The following is a 16,586-nucleotide window of genomic DNA, read 5'->3' as shown; positions in this document are numbered from 1 at the left end:
CATGCCCGTGGCGACAGCGACGACGAATAGAACCGCGACCATCATCGACCAAAGCTGTGGCGTCTGCAGCGGCCGGAACCTGCAAACCTTCTGGGAGGCTCACGATCTGCCCGTTCACTGCAACGTTCTGTGCCATACAGCGGAGGAGGCGTTGGCGGTTCCGCGAGGCGATATGCGCTTGGCCTACTGCCCGAATTGCGGGATGATCCAAAACGTGCTCGTTGACCCCCCGCGGATGCGCTACGCCGCCGGCTATGAAAACTCACTGCACTTCTCCCCGCGGTTCCAGCGGTACGCCGAGACGCTGGCGGCGGACCTGGTCGAGCGCTACCGCCTGGAGGGTAAGACGATCTTGGAGATCGCCTGCGGGCGCGGAGATTTCCTGCGGATGCTGTGCCGGCGGTCCGGAGGCGCGGGCATTGGCTTCGATCCCAGTTGCCCACCTGAGGATATCAGGAGTGCGGAGACCGATGGCGTGCGGATTGTTCCCGACTTCTACGACGAACGTTGTCCTGACGGGTCGGCGGACCTGATCTGCTGTCGGCACGCCCTGGAGCACATGGCCGATCCGATGAGCTTTCTGCGGATGGTGCGCCGCCGCATCGATCGCCGCGAGACGCTGGTCTTCTTCGAGGTGCCCAACGCCCTGTACACCCTCTGCCGGATGGGTATCTGGGACCTGATCTATGAACACTGCAACTACTTCGTTCCCGCGTCTCTTCGTCATGGCTTTGCCGCGGCGGGGTTCGACGTTCTGCGGATCCGTGAGACTTTCGGCGGGCAGTTTCTGACCATCGAGGCCAGGGCTGGAGAGCCTGCCAACGCCATCTCCGATCCACAGGATCCGGTTCTGGAAAGCCTGGGCCAGGACGCAGCCGTTTTCGGAAGTCAGTACCGGACCAAGGTTGCCGAATGGCAGAGCCGGTTGTCCGGTCTTCGCCGGAAGGGCCGGTCGTGCGCGGTCTGGGGATCGGGATCGAAAGGGGTGACGTTCCTGAATATCCTGCGCGAGACACACGTGATCCGGTGCGTGGTGGATATCAACCCGCGAAAGCATGGCATGTATGTTCCCGGAACGGGCCATCCGATCGTCGGTCCGGAGGCCGTGACGGAATGCAGGCCGGATCAGGTGGTGGTCGTCAATTCGCTGTACCTTTCGGAAGTTCGCAGCATTCTGCGGCGGATGCACGCAAAAACCACGCTGCTGACGGCGTGAAGGCATGCAGAGGCTGGGATAGGGAAGGATGAAGAACGAAGTGAGCGGCATGAGCATTCGACAGCCCAGGGTCAGTTTCGGCATTCCCGTCTGCAACGGCGAGATGACCATCCGCAAGACCCTCGATTCGCTGCTGGCCCAGACATTCAGCGGCTTTGAGGTCGTGATCTGTGACAATGCCTCGGATGACCGGACTGGACGAATTTGCCTGGACCTCGCCCGACGGGACGACCGCGTCCGGTACCATCGCCACGAGAGCAACATCGGACAGATCGCCAACTTCAATCGCGTCTTTGAACTCTCCTCGGGCGAGTACTTCCGCTGGATCGGCTGCAACGACTGGTTGGCGCCGGAGTACCTGGAGCGATGTGTCCCGGCGCTGGATGCCCATTCCTCAGCGGTGTTGGTGACCACGTATCAGCGGCATTGCGATGAACTGGGGCAGTGGCAATACGCGGAGTACCAGGGACCACGGGTCGATTCGCCTCTGCCGCACCGGCGGTTCGCCCGGATGTTGCGATTCTTCCGCCTCTCTCGCTACTACCTGGATCCCATCTACAGCCTGATCCGCCGCAGCGCCCTGCAACAGACGGGCATGTTGCCGATGATGCTGGGAACCGATCTGGTGCTGTCGGCGGAACTGAGCCTGCTGGGGCCGTTTGTCCACGTACCGGAATGCCTCTCGTATCGTATTCACACGCCGCCGGCTCCGTACGACCAGGTCCTCCATCGCTACGATCCGCGGCAGCGATCCGCCCGCTGGTGGTTTGCCAGAATGTGCCGGCAGATGATCCGCGCGATGCGGTCCAAGCCGCTGCCGATCCTGGGGCAAGGGCTGTGTCTTCTGAGCCTGGCGGATTACGCCGCCAGACACCATACATGGAGCTGTTACCGTCACGGCCGTCGGTTCGCCGGCACGTTGGCGGACCGGACGGGCATCGCCCGGGTGATCGTGCCCAGGTGCCGACAGGTGATATGATCCGATGACGCAGATCAGCCGCAGCATAAACCTCAGTTCAACGGCGGACAAGCGAACCAAACCGGCGCGAATCCAGAGCCAGGACTCGACGCTTCGCTCGCGCGTCATCAGCGCCTCAGCCTGGACGGTCGGCGGGTACGCGGTCAGTCAGGTACTGCGGCTGGCCGGGAATCTCGTGCTGACGCGGCTGCTGTTTCCCGAAGTCTTCGGCCTGATGTCCCTGGTGTTCGTTTTTCTGCAGGGCCTGCAGATGCTGTCGGACATGGGCCTTGGCCAGAGCATCATCCAGAATGAACGCGGCGACGATCTCCGCTTTCTCAACACGGCCTGGACGCTGCAGATTGCGCGGGGAATCGGCATCTGGCTGATCGCGGTGATCGGCACGTGGCCGGTGGCGTGGTTTTACGGTGAACCGAGGCTCTTGTGGCTGATTCCGGTGGTGGGGTTGTCGGCGGTAATCTCCGGGTTCGGCTCGACCGCCCTTTTTACCACCAACCGACATATGGTGCTGGGTCGATTGACGGTGCTTGAACTGGGCACCCAGGTGGTCTCGACAGTGGCCATGCTGGCGTGGGCGGTGTTGAGCCCGACGGTGTGGGCCCTGGTGGGTGGGGCGCTTCTCGGGACGGGACTTAGGAGCCTGCTCAGTCACTGGGTGCTGCCTGGACCGCGAAATACGCTGGCGTGGGATACCGAGGCGGTCCGGTCACTGATGAGTTTCGGGAAGTGGATCTTCCTGGCCAGCGCCCTGGGCTTCCTGGGATTCCAGATGGATCGGCTGATACTTCCCAAGCTGATTTCGCTTGAGTTGCTCGGGGTCTACACTATCGCGCTGATGCTGAGCCGCTTTCCGGATACTCTGATGACCAGCATATCGGCCAGAGTCGTGTTTCCAGCGACCTCGCGCCGGGCTGGACTGTCACGTGACCAGTTACGGGCGCTGGTGTTACGGCACCGTGGGCCGATCCTGTGCGCGGTGGCGCTGCCGCTGGCGGCCCTCGTCGCGTTTGCCGACGTCCTGGTCTCATCGCTGTACGACAGTCGCTATCACCAGGGCGGCTGGATGCTGGCCATGCTGGCGGTAGGCCTGTGGCCTCGGGCCCTGGAAAGCACCATCGCGGGCGGCCTCATGGCGATCGGCCAGCCCCGTTACTTCGCCTATGCCGGTCTGTGCCGACTCCTGACCGTCGGACTGGGAATGCCCGCAGCGTGGGAATTGTGGGGCGTGCCCGGAGCGGTGCTGGTGGCGGCGATGGGGCCGGTTGGTGAGTACGGCGTGACGTGCTGGGGTTTGTGGCGTCATCGTCTGCTCGGATGGCGCCAGGACCTGGGCACCACGGCATTGTGGCTGGCGATTCTGGCGACGATGTTGGGTCTGCGGTGTTCGCTTGGAATGGGCATGCCCTTCGTCCCGTCGTAGAGGCGGATTGGTTCTCTTTCGTCATGAATGACAAGCATCGCTACAACATCCTGCATCTGCTGCCGGACCTGAGCATGGGAGGCGGTCAGCAGGTGGTCTTGAACACCGTCAGGCACACGAATCGCCAGCGGTTCGCCCACCACGTCGGTTACTTCCTGCAGGCTTCGGATATGGCGGAGCAGTTCACCAGAGAGGGGGCCAAGCCATGGCACTTTGCCCACCGTGGGTGGACGTCCGCTCCGGAGATTCTCTCTCGGCTGAGGCGGTTTGTCCGACGAGAGCACATCGACCTGGTGCACATTCAGGGCACGCGGGTGGACAAGTTCTACGGCGAGACGACTGGCCTGCTGTGCCGGATTCCGGTGGTCCGGACGCTTCACGGCCAGAAACCCAACGGACACCGGTGGCGCGAGCTTCTTCGCCACCCGCGGCCGCGTTATGCGTGGCGTCTGACGGTAAACGTGTTGGCCGGGCTGTGTGACTCGATGGCCGAACCTCTGACGGTTCGGCACTTCGTGGCGGTGTCCCCAGCGGTGCAGGGCTCGTGGCAGGACCATTTGCGCCGCCGCGGAATCGACGCGGCCCGGGTGACGGTGAACTCCAACGCGGTGTCGCTGAAGGAGTACACGTGCGTCGACGAGCGGGAGGTCTCGCACATCCGCCGCGAGTTGGAGCTCGAAGATTCGTATCCCGTGCTGGTCAACATCGGGCGGCTGGCGTGGTCGAAGAACCAGGCCGCGTTGGTCTCGATGATGCCGCGGATCATCCAGGACTGGCCGAGGGCGAAGCTCCTGATCGCCGGTGAGGGCGACCGGCGGGCCCATCTTGAGACCATGATCAGAACGTCCGGCCTTGGCGCGTTCGTGCGGCTCCTGGGGCAGCGGCGTGATATACCGGCGCTGCTGACCTCCAGCGATCTTCTGGTGCTCTCGTCGACCGAGGAAGGTCTGCCGCTGGTCCTGCTGGAGGCCATGGCGGCGGGAAAGCCCGTGGTGTGCTTCGACCTGCCCGGCCTGGATCGCATAGTCAAAGACGGTTCCACCGGTTCACTGGTGGTCTGCCGAGACTCCGCCGCGCTGGCGGAGGCGGTCCTGACAGTCGCCGCCGACGAGCGGGCCCTTTACGATATGGGCCGCAATGCCCGACGGGTCATCGAAGTTGGCTACAGCATCGACGCATGGGCCCGCCGGCTGGAGCAGGTCTACGTGTCGGTGCTGGAAGGCTCGAATGGGGGGCCGCACCGTTGATGAAGCAAGACAGGACGTTTCGCCTCTTGATGCGCCGGCTGTGTCTTGCCTGGATGGCACACGGTGCGAGGCGGATTCCCACGGACGAGGGGGCCGGCCCGACCGTGGTCTTTGCTCCGCATTTCGACGACGAGGTGCTGGCCTGCGGGGGCACGATCATCAAGAAAAAGCGCGCCGGCGCACCGGTCACCGTGGTCTTCATGACCGACGGCAGCAAGTCCCACCGCGACTTCGTTGACGGGGCAACGTTGAAGGCTATTCGCTCAAATGAGGCGCAGCGGGCGGCGCAGGTTCTAGGTCTGGGTTCTTCCGAGGTCGTCATGCTTGGCCATGAGGAGATGCACCTGGCGGACGTCGTGCCCGAGGCCATGGGGCAGGTGGCCGACCTGCTGGCTGCCCTGCGTCCGGCGGAAGTCTTCGTTCCCTCTCGCAGGGAGCCTCATGTGGACCATGCGGCCACCTGGCGGATCATCTACGGCGCGTTGGCACGCTCTAGTGCGGATGTGACGCTCTATGAGTATCCGGTGTGGCTGTGGCACAACTGGCCGTGGGTTCCGGCGAGCGGCTCGACGTGGCGGAGATCGCTGCGGGCGGCACTGGCGGGACTGTGGGTATTTCTGGGCGAGACGCACTGGCGTATCGCTGTCTGGGACGTATTGGAGACCAAGCGTTCCGCCCTCGCGCAGTACAAGTCGCAGACGACGAGGATGACCCTCGATCCACGCTGGCCGATCCTGTCGGACGTGGGTGACGGTGAGTTCCTGGAGTGTTTCTTTGCGGGATCCGAGTTTTTCGCCAGAACGAAGCGTGGGAGTACCGGAAACCGGACTCGGTGAAGGAGCCATGGTGGTGGACCTATCGACCGTTATCGTCAGTTACAACACGCGGCAGCTTCTGCGTGCCTGTCTGAACTCCCTGCCCGATGCGGCGGGCGGCCTGGAGCATGAGGTGTTCGTGGTGGACAATACAAGTTCGGACGGCTCGCCGGAGATGGTCGAAGAGGAGTTTCCGTGGGTGCATCTGGTCCGAAGCGAGTGCAACCTCGGGTTCGCAGGCGGCAACAACGAAGGCTTGCGCCGGGCGAGCGGACGGTGCCTGCTGCTGTTGAACCCCGACACCGTGACGGCGCCGAAGGCGCTGGCGGAACTGGTGGCGTTCATGGACTCTCATCCGCAAGCCGGTTACTGCGGCCCGAAGCTGGTCAATCCCGACGGCAGTCATCAGCCGTCGGCGCGACGGTTTCCCACGCCGATCAGCCCGGCCTTTTCGATGCTGGGTCTGGCCGTCCGTCGACCGAAGTCTCGCCATGCCATCGATCTGCATCTGCAACTGGGAAGCGAAAAGGCTTTCGCCGCCGACTGGCTTTCGGGGGCGTGCCTGATGGTGCGACGAGAGGTCATCGAGCAGGTGGGCCTTCTGGATGATGGGTTCTTCCTGTATTTCGAAGAGACCGACTGGTGCCGGCGCATGGCGGCCGCGGGCTGGCAGGGATGGTACGTGCCTTCGGCGCAGGTCATGCACTTCGGCGGCCAGAGCGTCTCGCAGGCGGCGGCGGTCGGGCTGTTTTCGGGAAACCATCCGGTGTATTGGACTTTGAGCAGCCGTCGCTATCTGCGGAAGCACCACGGATGGGCCGCCGCGATGTTTTCCCGGGTGCTGCAGACAACGCTGTTCGGTACGATCTGGGCTCGGCACGCCTGGCGAGGCAATCTGACGAGCGAACGGAAGGCCGGCGCCGCGCTGGCCTCGATCCGCTATCTTCTGACTCCCACGTCCTCACCGCGTCTTGCCGTCAAGAGGTGATCCGTGGCGGTGACCGAAGACCATATCGACGATCGTCAGTGGCCGCCGATCAGCGTGATTGTGATCGGCCGAAACGAGGGCCATCGGCTTGTCCGCTGCCTGCGCTCGGTGCGGGCGGCCGATTACCCGGCGGAACGGATCGAGTTGATCTACGTCGATACCAACTCCACCGACAGCAGCTGCGCCGAGGCGGAGAGAATCGGGGCTCGCGTGGTTCGAATCAACCCGGACCGGCCGTGTGCGGCGGCGGCGCGAAACGCCGGGCTGCGGGCGGCCAAACATGGACTGATCCAGTTTCTCGACGGCGACGCTGTGCTCGATGCATCGTGGCTGAAGGTCGCAGCCGGCGCGATGGCCGATCCGGAGTTGATCGCGGTGCACGGCGATCTGGCGGAACTGGACCCGCGCGGCAGCATCTACAACTTCTGGATGCACCACGATTGGCACATGCCGGCGGGCAAAGTGGACACCTGCGGAGGCATCGTCCTGTTCCGTAGAAGTGTCTTGCTGGAGGCCGGAGGATACGATGAGTCGCTGATCGCCGGCGAGGAACGAGACTTGTGCTGCCGAATTCTCCGCGACCGGGACGCGACGATTCTGCATCTGGCCGCACCGATGGCCCTGCACGACGGGAATATCATGCGATTCGGCCAATATTGGCGGCGATGCTTCCGCTCCGGCCACGCCTACGCCGAGGTGGGCCTTCGGCATCGGCGATTAAGGCGCTGGCGGCGGATGTGCCAGAGAAACATCCTGCACGGCTGCGCACTGATGGGCGCGATCGGTCTGGCCGTGGCCTGGCGGACCGCCTGGCCCGTGGCCGTGTGGTGTGGGCTGCTTGGCGCCGCGATCGTTCGCGATGCGGGGCGCTCCTCTGCAAGACAAGGGACGGTATGGGGTGCGCTGACGTACGCGGCGCACCATTACCTGGCCAAGTTGCCCATGACGTTGGGGCATCTGGATTTCTACGTTCGTCATCTGGGGCTGGCGTGTCCGAGGAATCTGATCGAGTACCGCTCGCCGTCGCCCGAGCCGGTGCGGGAGGAGTGAACCGGTCGCTGGTGGAATGAGACGATGTCGGGACTGTTCGGGTACTACGATCCACAGCACGTACTGCCGCCCGACGCGGCGGAGGCGATGGCCCGCGCCATTGCGGTGGAGGTGGACCGGTCCATCATGGTCCTGCGCGGGCGATCGTTCGCCATCGGCTGCGCCAGCAAGGGGATCTATCCCGGCGAAGGGCAGGTTCTGACCAGCCATCGAAGCCGCCGATACGGCCTGTACGTCGGCCGGCTGCTCGGATTCGACGGCGACGACCAGTCCGATGCCGTGACCGCAGCCCGCACCGCCTTCCTGGACGCCCCGACCCCGTCGCGGCTGGCCTCGGCCAACGGGCCGTTCGCCGCGGCGATCTGGGACGGCGGCGCCGGCTGCCTCGAACTGATTACCGATCGCTACGGCATGTACCCGATCTATGCAGCCGGCTACGGCTCGGCGTTCCTGTTCGCTCAGCAGATCAAGGCGGTGATGGCTCCCGGCGTCGTGGCGGCGGAAATCGATCCGGTCGCCCTCGTGCTGATGGCCGCGATCGGCGAACTGGTGGGAGACCTGACGCCGCTGCGGACGGTGCGGCTGTTGCCGGCGGCCTGCAAAATCGCGATCGGTGAGAAGGGCCTGACCCACCACCCTTATTGGCACCACGACTTCGGGAGAATGAAGGAACCCGCGGAGACGTTCAGGCAGACCGCCCAACGCACGGGCCGGCTGCTCCGCCACGCGGTCCGGCGGATCTGCAATGTGACGCCGGCGGTTGGCGTCCCACTCAGCGGCGGACTGGATTCGCGAGTGCTGCTGGCCGCCGTGCCCGATCCGGGCCGAACGCCCAGTTTCACATGGGGCATCCGCGGCTGCCGCGACTTGGCCTATGCCCAGGCCGCCGCCGCCGTGCTGGGAAGCCCGCACCGGAGTTTCGAGTTCGACGGCGGCTATCTTCAGGAGTGTGCCGCGCTGGGCGTGTGGTTGACCGAAGGCCAGCTTCCATGCACCGACTTCCACGTCCTGCCGTTCGTCAACCACGTGGCCCAGCAGTGCCAGGTGATCCTCAACGGCTACGCCGGCGACGCCGTGCTGGGCGGCAACTTCATCATGCCCGCCTGGCGGCATGCCGACCGTCCACAGGAGGCGGCAACGGCCCTGTGGCGATGGCGGAACGGTGCGGTGGCCGAAACGTATCGCGGGTCGCTGCTTGGACCGCGGTTGATCTCACACGGTTGGGAAAGCGCCCGATCGTCATTCATCGAGCAGTACGTCAGGTCACCCGGCACGACTCCGATGGACATGGCCATGGCGTTCCTTCTGGACAATCGCGTCCGTCGTCGCACCTCGGGTGGGACGAACCTGATGCGCTGGGCGGTCGAGTCGGACCAGCCGTTCTTCGACAACGATCTGTTCGACCATCTGGCGCAGCTGCCGTACGCCTGGCGGTTCCGCCACCGGCTCTACGTCGAGGTGCTCCGCGAGTGCTTTCCCGCCGCGGCGTCGGTGCGCTGGCAGCGGACGGGATTGCCCGCGGGCGCACCCTTCTGGACGGCGTGGCTGTCCCTTGCCGCGCACCGCTTGGTTCGAACCACGCCGTTGGCGGCGTTCCAGAAACGCAAAGCGGTCAGCAACTTCGCCGGCTGGATGAGGGGGCCGTTGCGCGGGCTCGTCCAAACCACGCTCCTCAGCCGTCAAGCGCTGGACCGCAACCTGTTCGATCCGGCCGCCGTTCGGCGGATCGTCAACGATCACATGGACGGCCGCGCCGACAACAGCACGCTGCTGGGACACCTGCTTGCCATCGAACTCTTCTGCCGCCTCTTTATCGACGCCGACCGCTCTCTTCTGGACGGGCAACTGACCGCGCGAACCGTCCCGGCCGAGTCAGTAAATGCGGAGGCGATCGAACGCTCGCTGCTGCCGTACAAAGACAATGCCGGACTGACTGCGCCAGGGTGACCTATGTCGACCAATCTGCTCTCCGAAACCTGCCGTGCCTTGCGGGAAATCGCGGTGAGAGGACTCGCCGCCTCGATCAGGCCTCTCACCGCCGCCTCGCGAAGACTCTGCACGCTCTGGTGGGCCGCGGCGCTCCGTGCGGGTGTGCGGCAGGTGGGGCCGGGTGTCCACCTGCTTGGGCCGGTGCGGTTGCTGGGAACGCGAAACGTGCGGCTGGGCCGCACCGGCAACATCTACGATGGGGTCGCCTTTGAGACGCAGGCGGATGGATGCATCGTGATCGGCGACAACTTTCGGATCAACCAGGGTTCGGTGCTCAGCGCCCACGCCGGAATCCGCATCGGCGACGGCTGCCTGATCGGGGAATACGTGAGCATCCGTGACCACAACCACCGGTTCGACGACCTGATGCTCCCGATCGGACGACAGGGTCACCGGTCGGCGCCGATCCGCATCGGCGACGACGTGTGGATCGGCCGTGGGGCGGCCATCCTGGAAGGCGTCGCCATCGGCCGCGGCGCGGTGATCGGAGCAAACAGCGTGGTGACCAGGGACGTGCCCTCCATGGAGGTCTGGGCGGGAGTCCCCGCCAGGTTCATCCGCAGACGCAGCGACGGCACACCGAACGCCACGCGGGAATCTCTTGTGCCATGACTTCCGTGGCCTATCTGACGAGCCAGTATCCGGGAATCTCGCACAGCTTCGTGCAGCGGGAGATCCTCGCCCTGCGCCGGATCGGACTGTCCGTGCCGACGTGTTCCATCCGCCGTCCGCCCGCCGATCAGCCGCGGTCGACGATCGACGCCGCCGAGGAGGCGACGACATTCTACGTGTTGCCCGCTCCACCGGTGGGACTGATGGTGAATCATCTGGTCGCGTGCCTGACTCGTCCTGTCCGTTACGTTCGAGCCTTGTGGTGTGCTCTGACCGTCCGGCCGCCGGGGCGTGCCGCGTTGTTTCGGCACCTGTGCTACTTCGCCGAGGCGGTGCGGCTGTGGCGGGAATTGCGAAGGAGGAAAATCCAACGCCTGCACGTGCACTTCGCAATGTCCTGTGCCACCGTGGCGATGATCGCCGCGGAACTGGGCGAACTGCAGTTCAGCCTGACCGTCCACGGGCCATCCGTCTTCTATCAGGCGGATCGGTATCTGCTGCGGCAGAAGATGGCCCGCGCCGCCGCCGTCTTCTGCATCAGCGACTTCTGCCGAAGTCAGATCATGGCGCTATCCGATCCGGCGGACTGGGCCAAACTGAAAGTGATCCACTGCGGCATCGAGCCGGAGACCTTTGACCCGCCCCCGGACGCGCGGGCCAGCCGGACAGGACCAATTCGAATCCTCAATGTCGCTCGGCTCGCTCCGGTCAAGGGCCAGTCATGGCTGATCGAGGCGGTCGCGGCTCTGGCTGCCAAAGGGCATGACGTGACGTGCACGATCGTGGGGGATGGCCCGGAACGCAGACGCCTGACGGAGTTGGTGCGCCATCTGGGCGTGGGCCAGAGGATTCACTTCGTCGGTTACGTCGATCAGGACCGGATTCAGAAATTCTACGACGAAGCGGACATCTTCGTGGCGCCCAGCCTGGCCGAAGGGCTTCCTGTCGTGCTGATGGAAGCGATGGCTAAAAGCCTGCCGGTGGTCGCCACGGCGATCATGGGAATACCGGAAATCGTGCAGCACGGCCGGACCGGTTTGCTGGTCACGCCCGGTCGGATCGAGCCGCTGGTGGACGCCGTCGAGCGATTAATCGGTGATGCGGCAATGCGGCAGCGGATGGGGGCGGCGGGTCGCGAGGCGGTACGGCAGAGATTCGACGTGCGGGATTCGGCGCAGGAGCTGGCAATGGAATTCGCCGCAATCGTATCGCCACGCGCGGACAGCCAAGCGTCGATCCGCAGCGGCAAACCCGGTGAGGCGATAGCGACATGAACCAGCCCAGACTCCTTGTGATCTCGCCGGTGCGAGACGAGGCGGCCTTCTTGGCGCAGACCATCGAGTCGGTGGCGGCCCAGACCGTGCGCCCCGACCTGTGGATCATCGTCGATGACGGTTCCAAAGACGGATCGCACCGGATCGTGGAGCAGGCGATGCGCGAACACCCGTGGATCCGCCTGGTGCGCCGTCCGGACCGGGGCGAACGCAGAGTCGGCGGAGGCGTCATCGAAGCCTTCAATGAGGGCCTGTCCCAGGTCGATCTGGATCGCTTCGATTACGTCTGTAAGCTCGACGGCGACCTGCGCTTCGGACCGACCTGCTTCCAGAAACTGCTGGACAAGTTCCAAGCCGACCCGCTTCTGGGAACGGCCAGCGGCAAGTGCTGGGAACGGAACGGCGGCGCCTGGGTCATGCTGCGCACCAGCGATGACTTCTCGCTCGGCGCGTGCAAATTCTACCGCGTGCCGTGTTTTGGTCAGATCGGCGGACTGGTGGCCCAGGTGATGTGGGACGGCATCGACTGCCACCGGTGTCGGATGCTCGGCTGGAAGGCCCGATCGTTCCACGATCCGGACCTCCGCGTGTACGAGTTGAGGCCGATGGGCTCGTCCCACAAGAGCATTTTTCACGGCCGTCTGCGGTGGGGACGCGGGCAGTACTTCATGGGCACGCATCCGCTCTACGCCCTGGCCCTCGCCGGCTATCGAATGTTCGAACGCCCGTGGTTGCTTGGCGGGTTGTGCATCCTCGCCGGATACCTCGGTGGATATCTCAGACGAAGCGGTCGCTACAATGATGCGGAATTCAGGCGTTACCTGAGGCGGTGGCAATTGGCGCGGCTGCGACTGGCGCCGATGCCCTCGCCAGGACAGGCGAGAAGCGGAGCAGGCGGACTTGGGCCTGCCACTGCCCTCACATCGGACGGAACCGGAAGAATGGGGGAAAATCATGACGACCTTATCCTGCCAGAAAGAACTTCGCCCTGAGGTAATGAACCTGCTGGGCATGCCGTTCCACGCCGTCAATTTCGATCGGACGGTTGAGCTCCTCCTGAACTTGGTGAGAACCCGGCAGGGGGCCTATGCGGTGACGGCGAACGTCGATCACCTGGTCCGCTTCCACCGCTGCCCAGAGCTGCGAGACGTTTACTTCCAAGCGGACCTGATCCTCGCCGACGGGATGCCGCTGGTTTGGGCCTCGCGGCTGCTGGGCACTCCTCTGCCCCAGCGGGTGGCCGGCTCGGACCTGTTCCCCGCCCTCTGCCGCCACGCCGCCGACGAAGAGCTGTCGGTGTTTCTGCTGGGAGGGGCGCGGGGTTCGGCGCGCCGGGCCGCCGCGCTGCTCAAACGCCGCCATCCACGGCTGGCTATCGGTGGGGTCTACTGCCCGACCTACTGCTTTGCGGACGATCCTGACGAGCAGCGGCACGCCCTGCGGCTGATCCAGAACGCCCGGCCGGACATCCTCTTTCTGGGACTGGGCTCGCCCAAGCAGGAAAACTGGATCGTCCGGAACCGTTTTGCGTGCGGGGCCCGGTTGAGCATCGGCGTCGGCGTGAGCTTCAGCTTCTACTGCGGGGACATCGTTCGGGCTCCCCTCTGGATGCAGAAGGCGGGGCTGGAGTGGCTCCATCGCATGGTCCAGGAACCGCGTCGATTGGCGCGGCGATACCTGATCGACGACCGGCTCTTCCTCTCCCTGTTCGCCAGGGCCTGGGTCGCCCGTTTGATGGGCCGGCCGGTTGGCGCGTTCCAGCCGAGGCAGTGACAGCTTCGCTCTCCCTATTCCTGCGAAACCTGATGACTACCTACACTTCCACCGATACCATCCACAGCGCCCGCGTGCGGCGGTTCTATCATCCATGGAGGGCATCCGGATCGCGTCCTCGCCATGTGATTATGGAAATTGCTTTCCTTCTCAGCGGCCTGGTGTTGCTGGTGTATTTTGCCGGCGTGTCTCACGTCCGTGTGCTTGATGACGCGTACATCACCTACCGCTTCGCGGAGTACCTGGCACTGGGACATGGGCTCGTCTGGAACGTCGGGCAGGAGCGAACGGAAGGGTTCACCAGCCTTCTGCACGTGCTGCTCTGTGCAGGGGCGATTCGTGTCGGGTGGGATCCGCTTCTTTTCACACGCGGCATCTCCATCGCCGGATTGCTGATGACGGCGTTGCTCTGTCGTGTCTGGGTCTCCCAACTCCAGGTCCGCCCCTGCTGGCTGAAGTCCGGTGTCTGGGTGCTGGTGCTTGGAAACGGCTGTATGGTGTACGCTGGATTATTCGGGATGGAGACGCTCGTTGCCGCCGCACTAGTGACCCTTTCCGGCTGGCTCTGGTGGATGCTGGTCTGCCGCCGCCGCAGCGCCGCCGCACGGTGGTTTCCCCTCGTGGGTCTCCTGGTCGTCATGGCCAGACCGGACGCCCTCGTCTGGCTGATCGGGATCATGTCGGTCACGGTGGGGTGGACCGCGCTTCGGAAGAATCCGCACCGTACCGGCGGAGACATCTGCTTTGCCGCAGCCGCGACGATGACCGCGGCCGCCGTCTTCTGGGGATGGAGGTGGTCCTACTTCGGGTGGAGCATGCCGAATGCATTTTACGTCAAATCATCCCAAAGCATAATCAGCCTCCCTGGAGCCCTCTACGTCTCGCAGTATCTGCTCTGGGTGGCGCCGTTGGCAGTGGGAGTCGCGGCCGGTCTTTTCGTCGTCAGAAGCTCGGGGTTTCGAGCCCTCGCCGCCGGTCTGATTGTGTTCATCGGGGCATACGTCAGGTTCGAGCCGCTGATGGGCACAGCGTTCCGATTCCTGCTGCCCGTCTTTCCGATGCTGACCGTCTGTGGGCTGTGGGGCTGGTCGGCCGCATACGCGTCCGACACGCTGTGGACCAGGACGCACAGACGCAGGCTAACCGTCGCCTCCGTCGCCGCCCACGACCAGGGGGCGCTTTTCTACTACTCCGGATGGAATCGACCTGGTGGGCCTCACGACCAACCACGTTTCGAAGGCCCGCTCCGTTGAGCAGGTCGCTCAGTTCGTATTCTCACGGAACGTGGAGATGATCGTGCTTCGGCGCATCCGGGTGGAGGGGCGGACGTTCTTCTTCGTACCGCATTCGAGGTTCCCAGGCCTGGGCGAGTGCCTGGCGCGAGACCACCGCTTCGCCGACTTTGTGGAAGTCGGCGCCGTCCCCGATGAGCGAGGACGCGAGATCGTCTTCTACGTCAATGCGAGTCACCCTCGCCGCGGCGCCCTGACGCCGGCCGTTGAGAAGGGGATCGCTGAACTGGCACGGGCTGCGTCGGCAGGGCCCAGCGTTATCGCATCCCGGACCGCCGCTCCGCCGCTGGCGAAGTCGCCATGAATGCGGGGGCGCAGCAAGAGCTTCATGGATCTCCGTACGCACACCATCAGAGGCGAAATGCGAGACCGGCGGAGGCCGCATCCACAGCCGACCGACCGGGATCTGCAGCCGGCGCGCTGCCCGGCCGTCTCCGGGAACGCGTTTCGGCGGCGACGGCATCTGGCCTTTCGGCCGCGATCCAATTGGCGTCACGTGTGGATGAGACGCTCAAACAGGTACCCATGGCAAGCTCGGCGTATCCCAAGGTAACCGGTCTCGGCACGACGCCGTGCGAGACATCCTCGTGTTCCGGCGAGGCCGTCGGTCATTCCGGACGGCGGGCGTCGCCAGTGGTCCTTGCCGGCTTCGCCATGCTCTACGGTTGGCTGGTCATCTTTGCGCTGCCGATCGAGTACGTCACGGCCGCACTCACCGACGACGCGTTCTACTATTTGTGCATCGCCAGGAACATCATCTCGGGCAACGGCTGCACGTTCGACGGCATCGCTCCCACCAATGGGTTCCATCCCCTATGGATGCTGTGCATCCTGCCGATTGTCGCGTTCGCCGACGAACTGGAGACGCCCGCCCGGATCGTACTGGCCCTCAACGGGCTCATGTGCATTCTCACCATCGCCCTGATCCACCGTTTCGTGAACCGGCACGTCGCTCCCGGTCTCGGCCTGGTGGCTCTGAGTATCTGTCTTCTGCCCAACATGCTCATGGCCATGGCCAACGGTCTGGAGACCGGGCTGCTGCTTCTGGTTCTGGTCCTGGTGCTTTGGGCCTGTTACCGCGGCCGCCTCTTCGATCCGCGATCGGCCTATCCCTCGGCTTTCGCCTTGGGCGTGTTGATCGGGTTGACCTGCCTCGTGCGGCTCGATTCGGTGTTCCTGCTGCCTTCATTCCTGCTCCTGGTGCTCGCCTCCGGGCTCTCGTGCGGAGTCTCCGTGTGGCGGTGCGTTGCGTACGGCGTCCTGGCGACGGCCGGATTCGGCGTGGCCGTCGCTCCCTACCTGGCCTGGAACCTCCTTGCGTTCGGAGACCCTATGCCCATCAGCGGTGCGGTCAAGAGCACGTTCCCTGCGATCCGCCGGGACTTGACGGTCGAGGCCGATATGGCGTTCGGAGGAGTCCTGCTGGCGGGCATTCTCCTGCTCCTCGTCGTCGATGCGGCCGGCGCCCGTCGCGCCGGAGTCCGGGTCGCAAGCCGGTTGTGCACGCCCGTTTCGGCGGTCGCGCTGGCGTGCTGCTTCCACTTTGCCTATGCCTTCCTGTTCATGAGTTGGGGTGTGTATTGGTGGCATTTCACCCTCTACGGGTTCGCTCTGGTCCTGGTGGGGTCCCGGGCGGTCGGCGCCCTGGTTGCCTTCCGATCGGACCTGCGACGCGTTCTTGTGCCGCTGATGGTGGTCCTGACCGCGGCCGCTGCGGCCGCATTCAAGCTCTATGAGATCCCGATCAAAATGCGGTCGCACGCGGGATGGCTGGCGGCGGCGGAATGGGCCCGGACCGCCACGCCGCCGGATGCCGTCTTCGCCCTCAAGGATGCCGGCCTGTTTGGGTACTTCTCGCAGCGGCGGGTGGTGAACCTCGACGGCAAAGCCAATGGTCGCGCGTACCGCGACCACCTTCGTCAAGGGCTGGT

The 16,586-nt window shown here is 64.7% G+C and carries 15 protein-coding genes; all 15 read left to right on the top strand.

Annotation, left to right across the window (positions count from 1 at the left end; all coding sequences use genetic code 11):
• Nucleotide 1 precedes the first annotated feature (1 nt).
• Nucleotides 2-1,216 carry a class I SAM-dependent methyltransferase gene (locus GXY33_11000; GenBank protein ID NLX05659.1) on the top strand — a complete coding sequence of 405 codons (1,215 nt, stop codon included), beginning with the start codon at nucleotides 2-4 and terminating at the stop codon, nucleotides 1,214-1,216.
• A 28-nt stretch (nucleotides 1,217-1,244) separates the two neighbouring features.
• The gene (locus GXY33_10995) at nucleotides 1,245-2,195 is read left to right on the top strand and encodes a glycosyltransferase family 2 protein (protein ID NLX05658.1); all 951 of its coding nucleotides are present in this window, start codon (nucleotides 1,245-1,247) and stop codon (nucleotides 2,193-2,195) included.
• A gap of 4 nt (nucleotides 2,196-2,199) precedes the next feature.
• Complete coding sequence (locus GXY33_10990) at nucleotides 2,200-3,615, top strand: oligosaccharide flippase family protein (GenBank protein NLX05657.1); 1,416 nt, start codon at nucleotides 2,200-2,202, stop codon at nucleotides 3,613-3,615.
• Between the two features lie 23 nt (nucleotides 3,616-3,638).
• The gene (locus GXY33_10985; protein ID NLX05656.1) at nucleotides 3,639-4,862 is read left to right on the top strand and encodes a glycosyltransferase family 4 protein; all 1,224 of its coding nucleotides are present in this window, start codon (nucleotides 3,639-3,641) and stop codon (nucleotides 4,860-4,862) included.
• A complete protein-coding gene (locus GXY33_10980) occupies nucleotides 4,862-5,698 on the top strand; it encodes a PIG-L family deacetylase (GenBank protein NLX05655.1) in 837 nt (278 codons plus the stop codon). The genes GXY33_10985 and GXY33_10980 overlap by 1 nt, the downstream gene beginning before the upstream one ends.
• A gap of 13 nt (nucleotides 5,699-5,711) precedes the next feature.
• Nucleotides 5,712-6,665, top strand: coding sequence for a glycosyltransferase family 2 protein (locus GXY33_10975; protein NLX05654.1), 954 nt, complete (start codon nucleotides 5,712-5,714; stop codon nucleotides 6,663-6,665).
• Nucleotides 6,666-6,668: 3 nt separating this feature from the next.
• A complete protein-coding gene (locus tag GXY33_10970) occupies nucleotides 6,669-7,715 on the top strand; it encodes a glycosyltransferase (protein ID NLX05653.1) in 1,047 nt (348 codons plus the stop codon).
• Between the two features lie 24 nt (nucleotides 7,716-7,739).
• Nucleotides 7,740-9,662 (top strand): hypothetical protein, encoded by a 1,923-nt coding sequence (locus GXY33_10965; protein ID NLX05652.1) that lies wholly within the window; start codon nucleotides 7,740-7,742, stop codon nucleotides 9,660-9,662.
• A 408-nt stretch (nucleotides 9,663-10,070) separates the two neighbouring features.
• Nucleotides 10,071-10,316 carry a hypothetical protein gene (locus GXY33_10960; protein NLX05651.1) on the top strand — a complete coding sequence of 82 codons (246 nt, stop codon included), beginning with the start codon at nucleotides 10,071-10,073 and terminating at the stop codon, nucleotides 10,314-10,316.
• Nucleotides 10,313-11,590 carry a glycosyltransferase family 4 protein gene (locus GXY33_10955; protein NLX05650.1) on the top strand — a complete coding sequence of 426 codons (1,278 nt, stop codon included), beginning with the start codon at nucleotides 10,313-10,315 and terminating at the stop codon, nucleotides 11,588-11,590. Before GXY33_10960 ends, GXY33_10955 begins: the two co-directional genes overlap by 4 nt.
• Nucleotides 11,587-12,582, top strand: a complete 996-nt coding sequence (locus GXY33_10950; GenBank protein ID NLX05649.1) for a glycosyltransferase family 2 protein — start codon at nucleotides 11,587-11,589, stop codon at nucleotides 12,580-12,582. Before GXY33_10955 ends, GXY33_10950 begins: the two co-directional genes overlap by 4 nt.
• Nucleotides 12,545-13,363: a WecB/TagA/CpsF family glycosyltransferase gene (locus GXY33_10945; GenBank protein NLX05648.1), complete on the top strand. Its 819-nt coding sequence runs from the start codon at nucleotides 12,545-12,547 to the stop codon at nucleotides 13,361-13,363. Before GXY33_10950 ends, GXY33_10945 begins: the two co-directional genes overlap by 38 nt.
• Before the next feature lie 131 nt (nucleotides 13,364-13,494).
• Nucleotides 13,495-14,616, top strand: coding sequence for a hypothetical protein (locus GXY33_10940; protein ID NLX05647.1), 1,122 nt, complete (start codon nucleotides 13,495-13,497; stop codon nucleotides 14,614-14,616).
• Complete coding sequence (locus tag GXY33_10935; protein ID NLX05646.1) at nucleotides 14,573-14,959, top strand: hypothetical protein; 387 nt, start codon at nucleotides 14,573-14,575, stop codon at nucleotides 14,957-14,959. The genes GXY33_10940 and GXY33_10935 overlap by 44 nt, the downstream gene beginning before the upstream one ends.
• A 221-nt stretch (nucleotides 14,960-15,180) precedes the next feature.
• On the top strand, nucleotides 15,181-16,586 hold a 1,406-nt coding region (locus GXY33_10930; GenBank protein ID NLX05645.1), incomplete at its 3' end, for a hypothetical protein.

It is taken from the genome of Phycisphaerae bacterium (assembly GCA_012729815.1).
Lineage (GTDB): Bacteria > Planctomycetota > Phycisphaerae > JAAYCJ01 > JAAYCJ01 > JAAYCJ01.
Note: the sequence above shows the minus strand (reverse complement) of the source record. Positions and strands in the feature narration are given on the sequence as shown.

Coding starts and splice junctions, on each gene's coding strand:
- GXY33_11000 (NLX05659.1), top strand. CDS start 2: ATGCCCGTGGCGACAGCGACGACGAATAGAACCGCGACCATCATCGAC.
- GXY33_10995 (NLX05658.1), top strand. CDS start 1,245: ATGAAGAACGAAGTGAGCGGCATGAGCATTCGACAGCCCAGGGTCAGT.
- GXY33_10990 (NLX05657.1), top strand. CDS start 2,200: ATGACGCAGATCAGCCGCAGCATAAACCTCAGTTCAACGGCGGACAAG.
- GXY33_10985 (NLX05656.1), top strand. CDS start 3,639: ATGAATGACAAGCATCGCTACAACATCCTGCATCTGCTGCCGGACCTG.
- GXY33_10980 (NLX05655.1), top strand. CDS start 4,862: ATGAAGCAAGACAGGACGTTTCGCCTCTTGATGCGCCGGCTGTGTCTT.
- GXY33_10965 (NLX05652.1), top strand. CDS start 7,740: ATGTCGGGACTGTTCGGGTACTACGATCCACAGCACGTACTGCCGCCC.
- GXY33_10960 (NLX05651.1), top strand. CDS start 10,071: ATGCTCCCGATCGGACGACAGGGTCACCGGTCGGCGCCGATCCGCATC.
- GXY33_10955 (NLX05650.1), top strand. CDS start 10,313: ATGACTTCCGTGGCCTATCTGACGAGCCAGTATCCGGGAATCTCGCAC.
- GXY33_10950 (NLX05649.1), top strand. CDS start 11,587: ATGAACCAGCCCAGACTCCTTGTGATCTCGCCGGTGCGAGACGAGGCG.
- GXY33_10945 (NLX05648.1), top strand. CDS start 12,545: ATGACGACCTTATCCTGCCAGAAAGAACTTCGCCCTGAGGTAATGAAC.
- GXY33_10940 (NLX05647.1), top strand. CDS start 13,495: ATGGAAATTGCTTTCCTTCTCAGCGGCCTGGTGTTGCTGGTGTATTTT.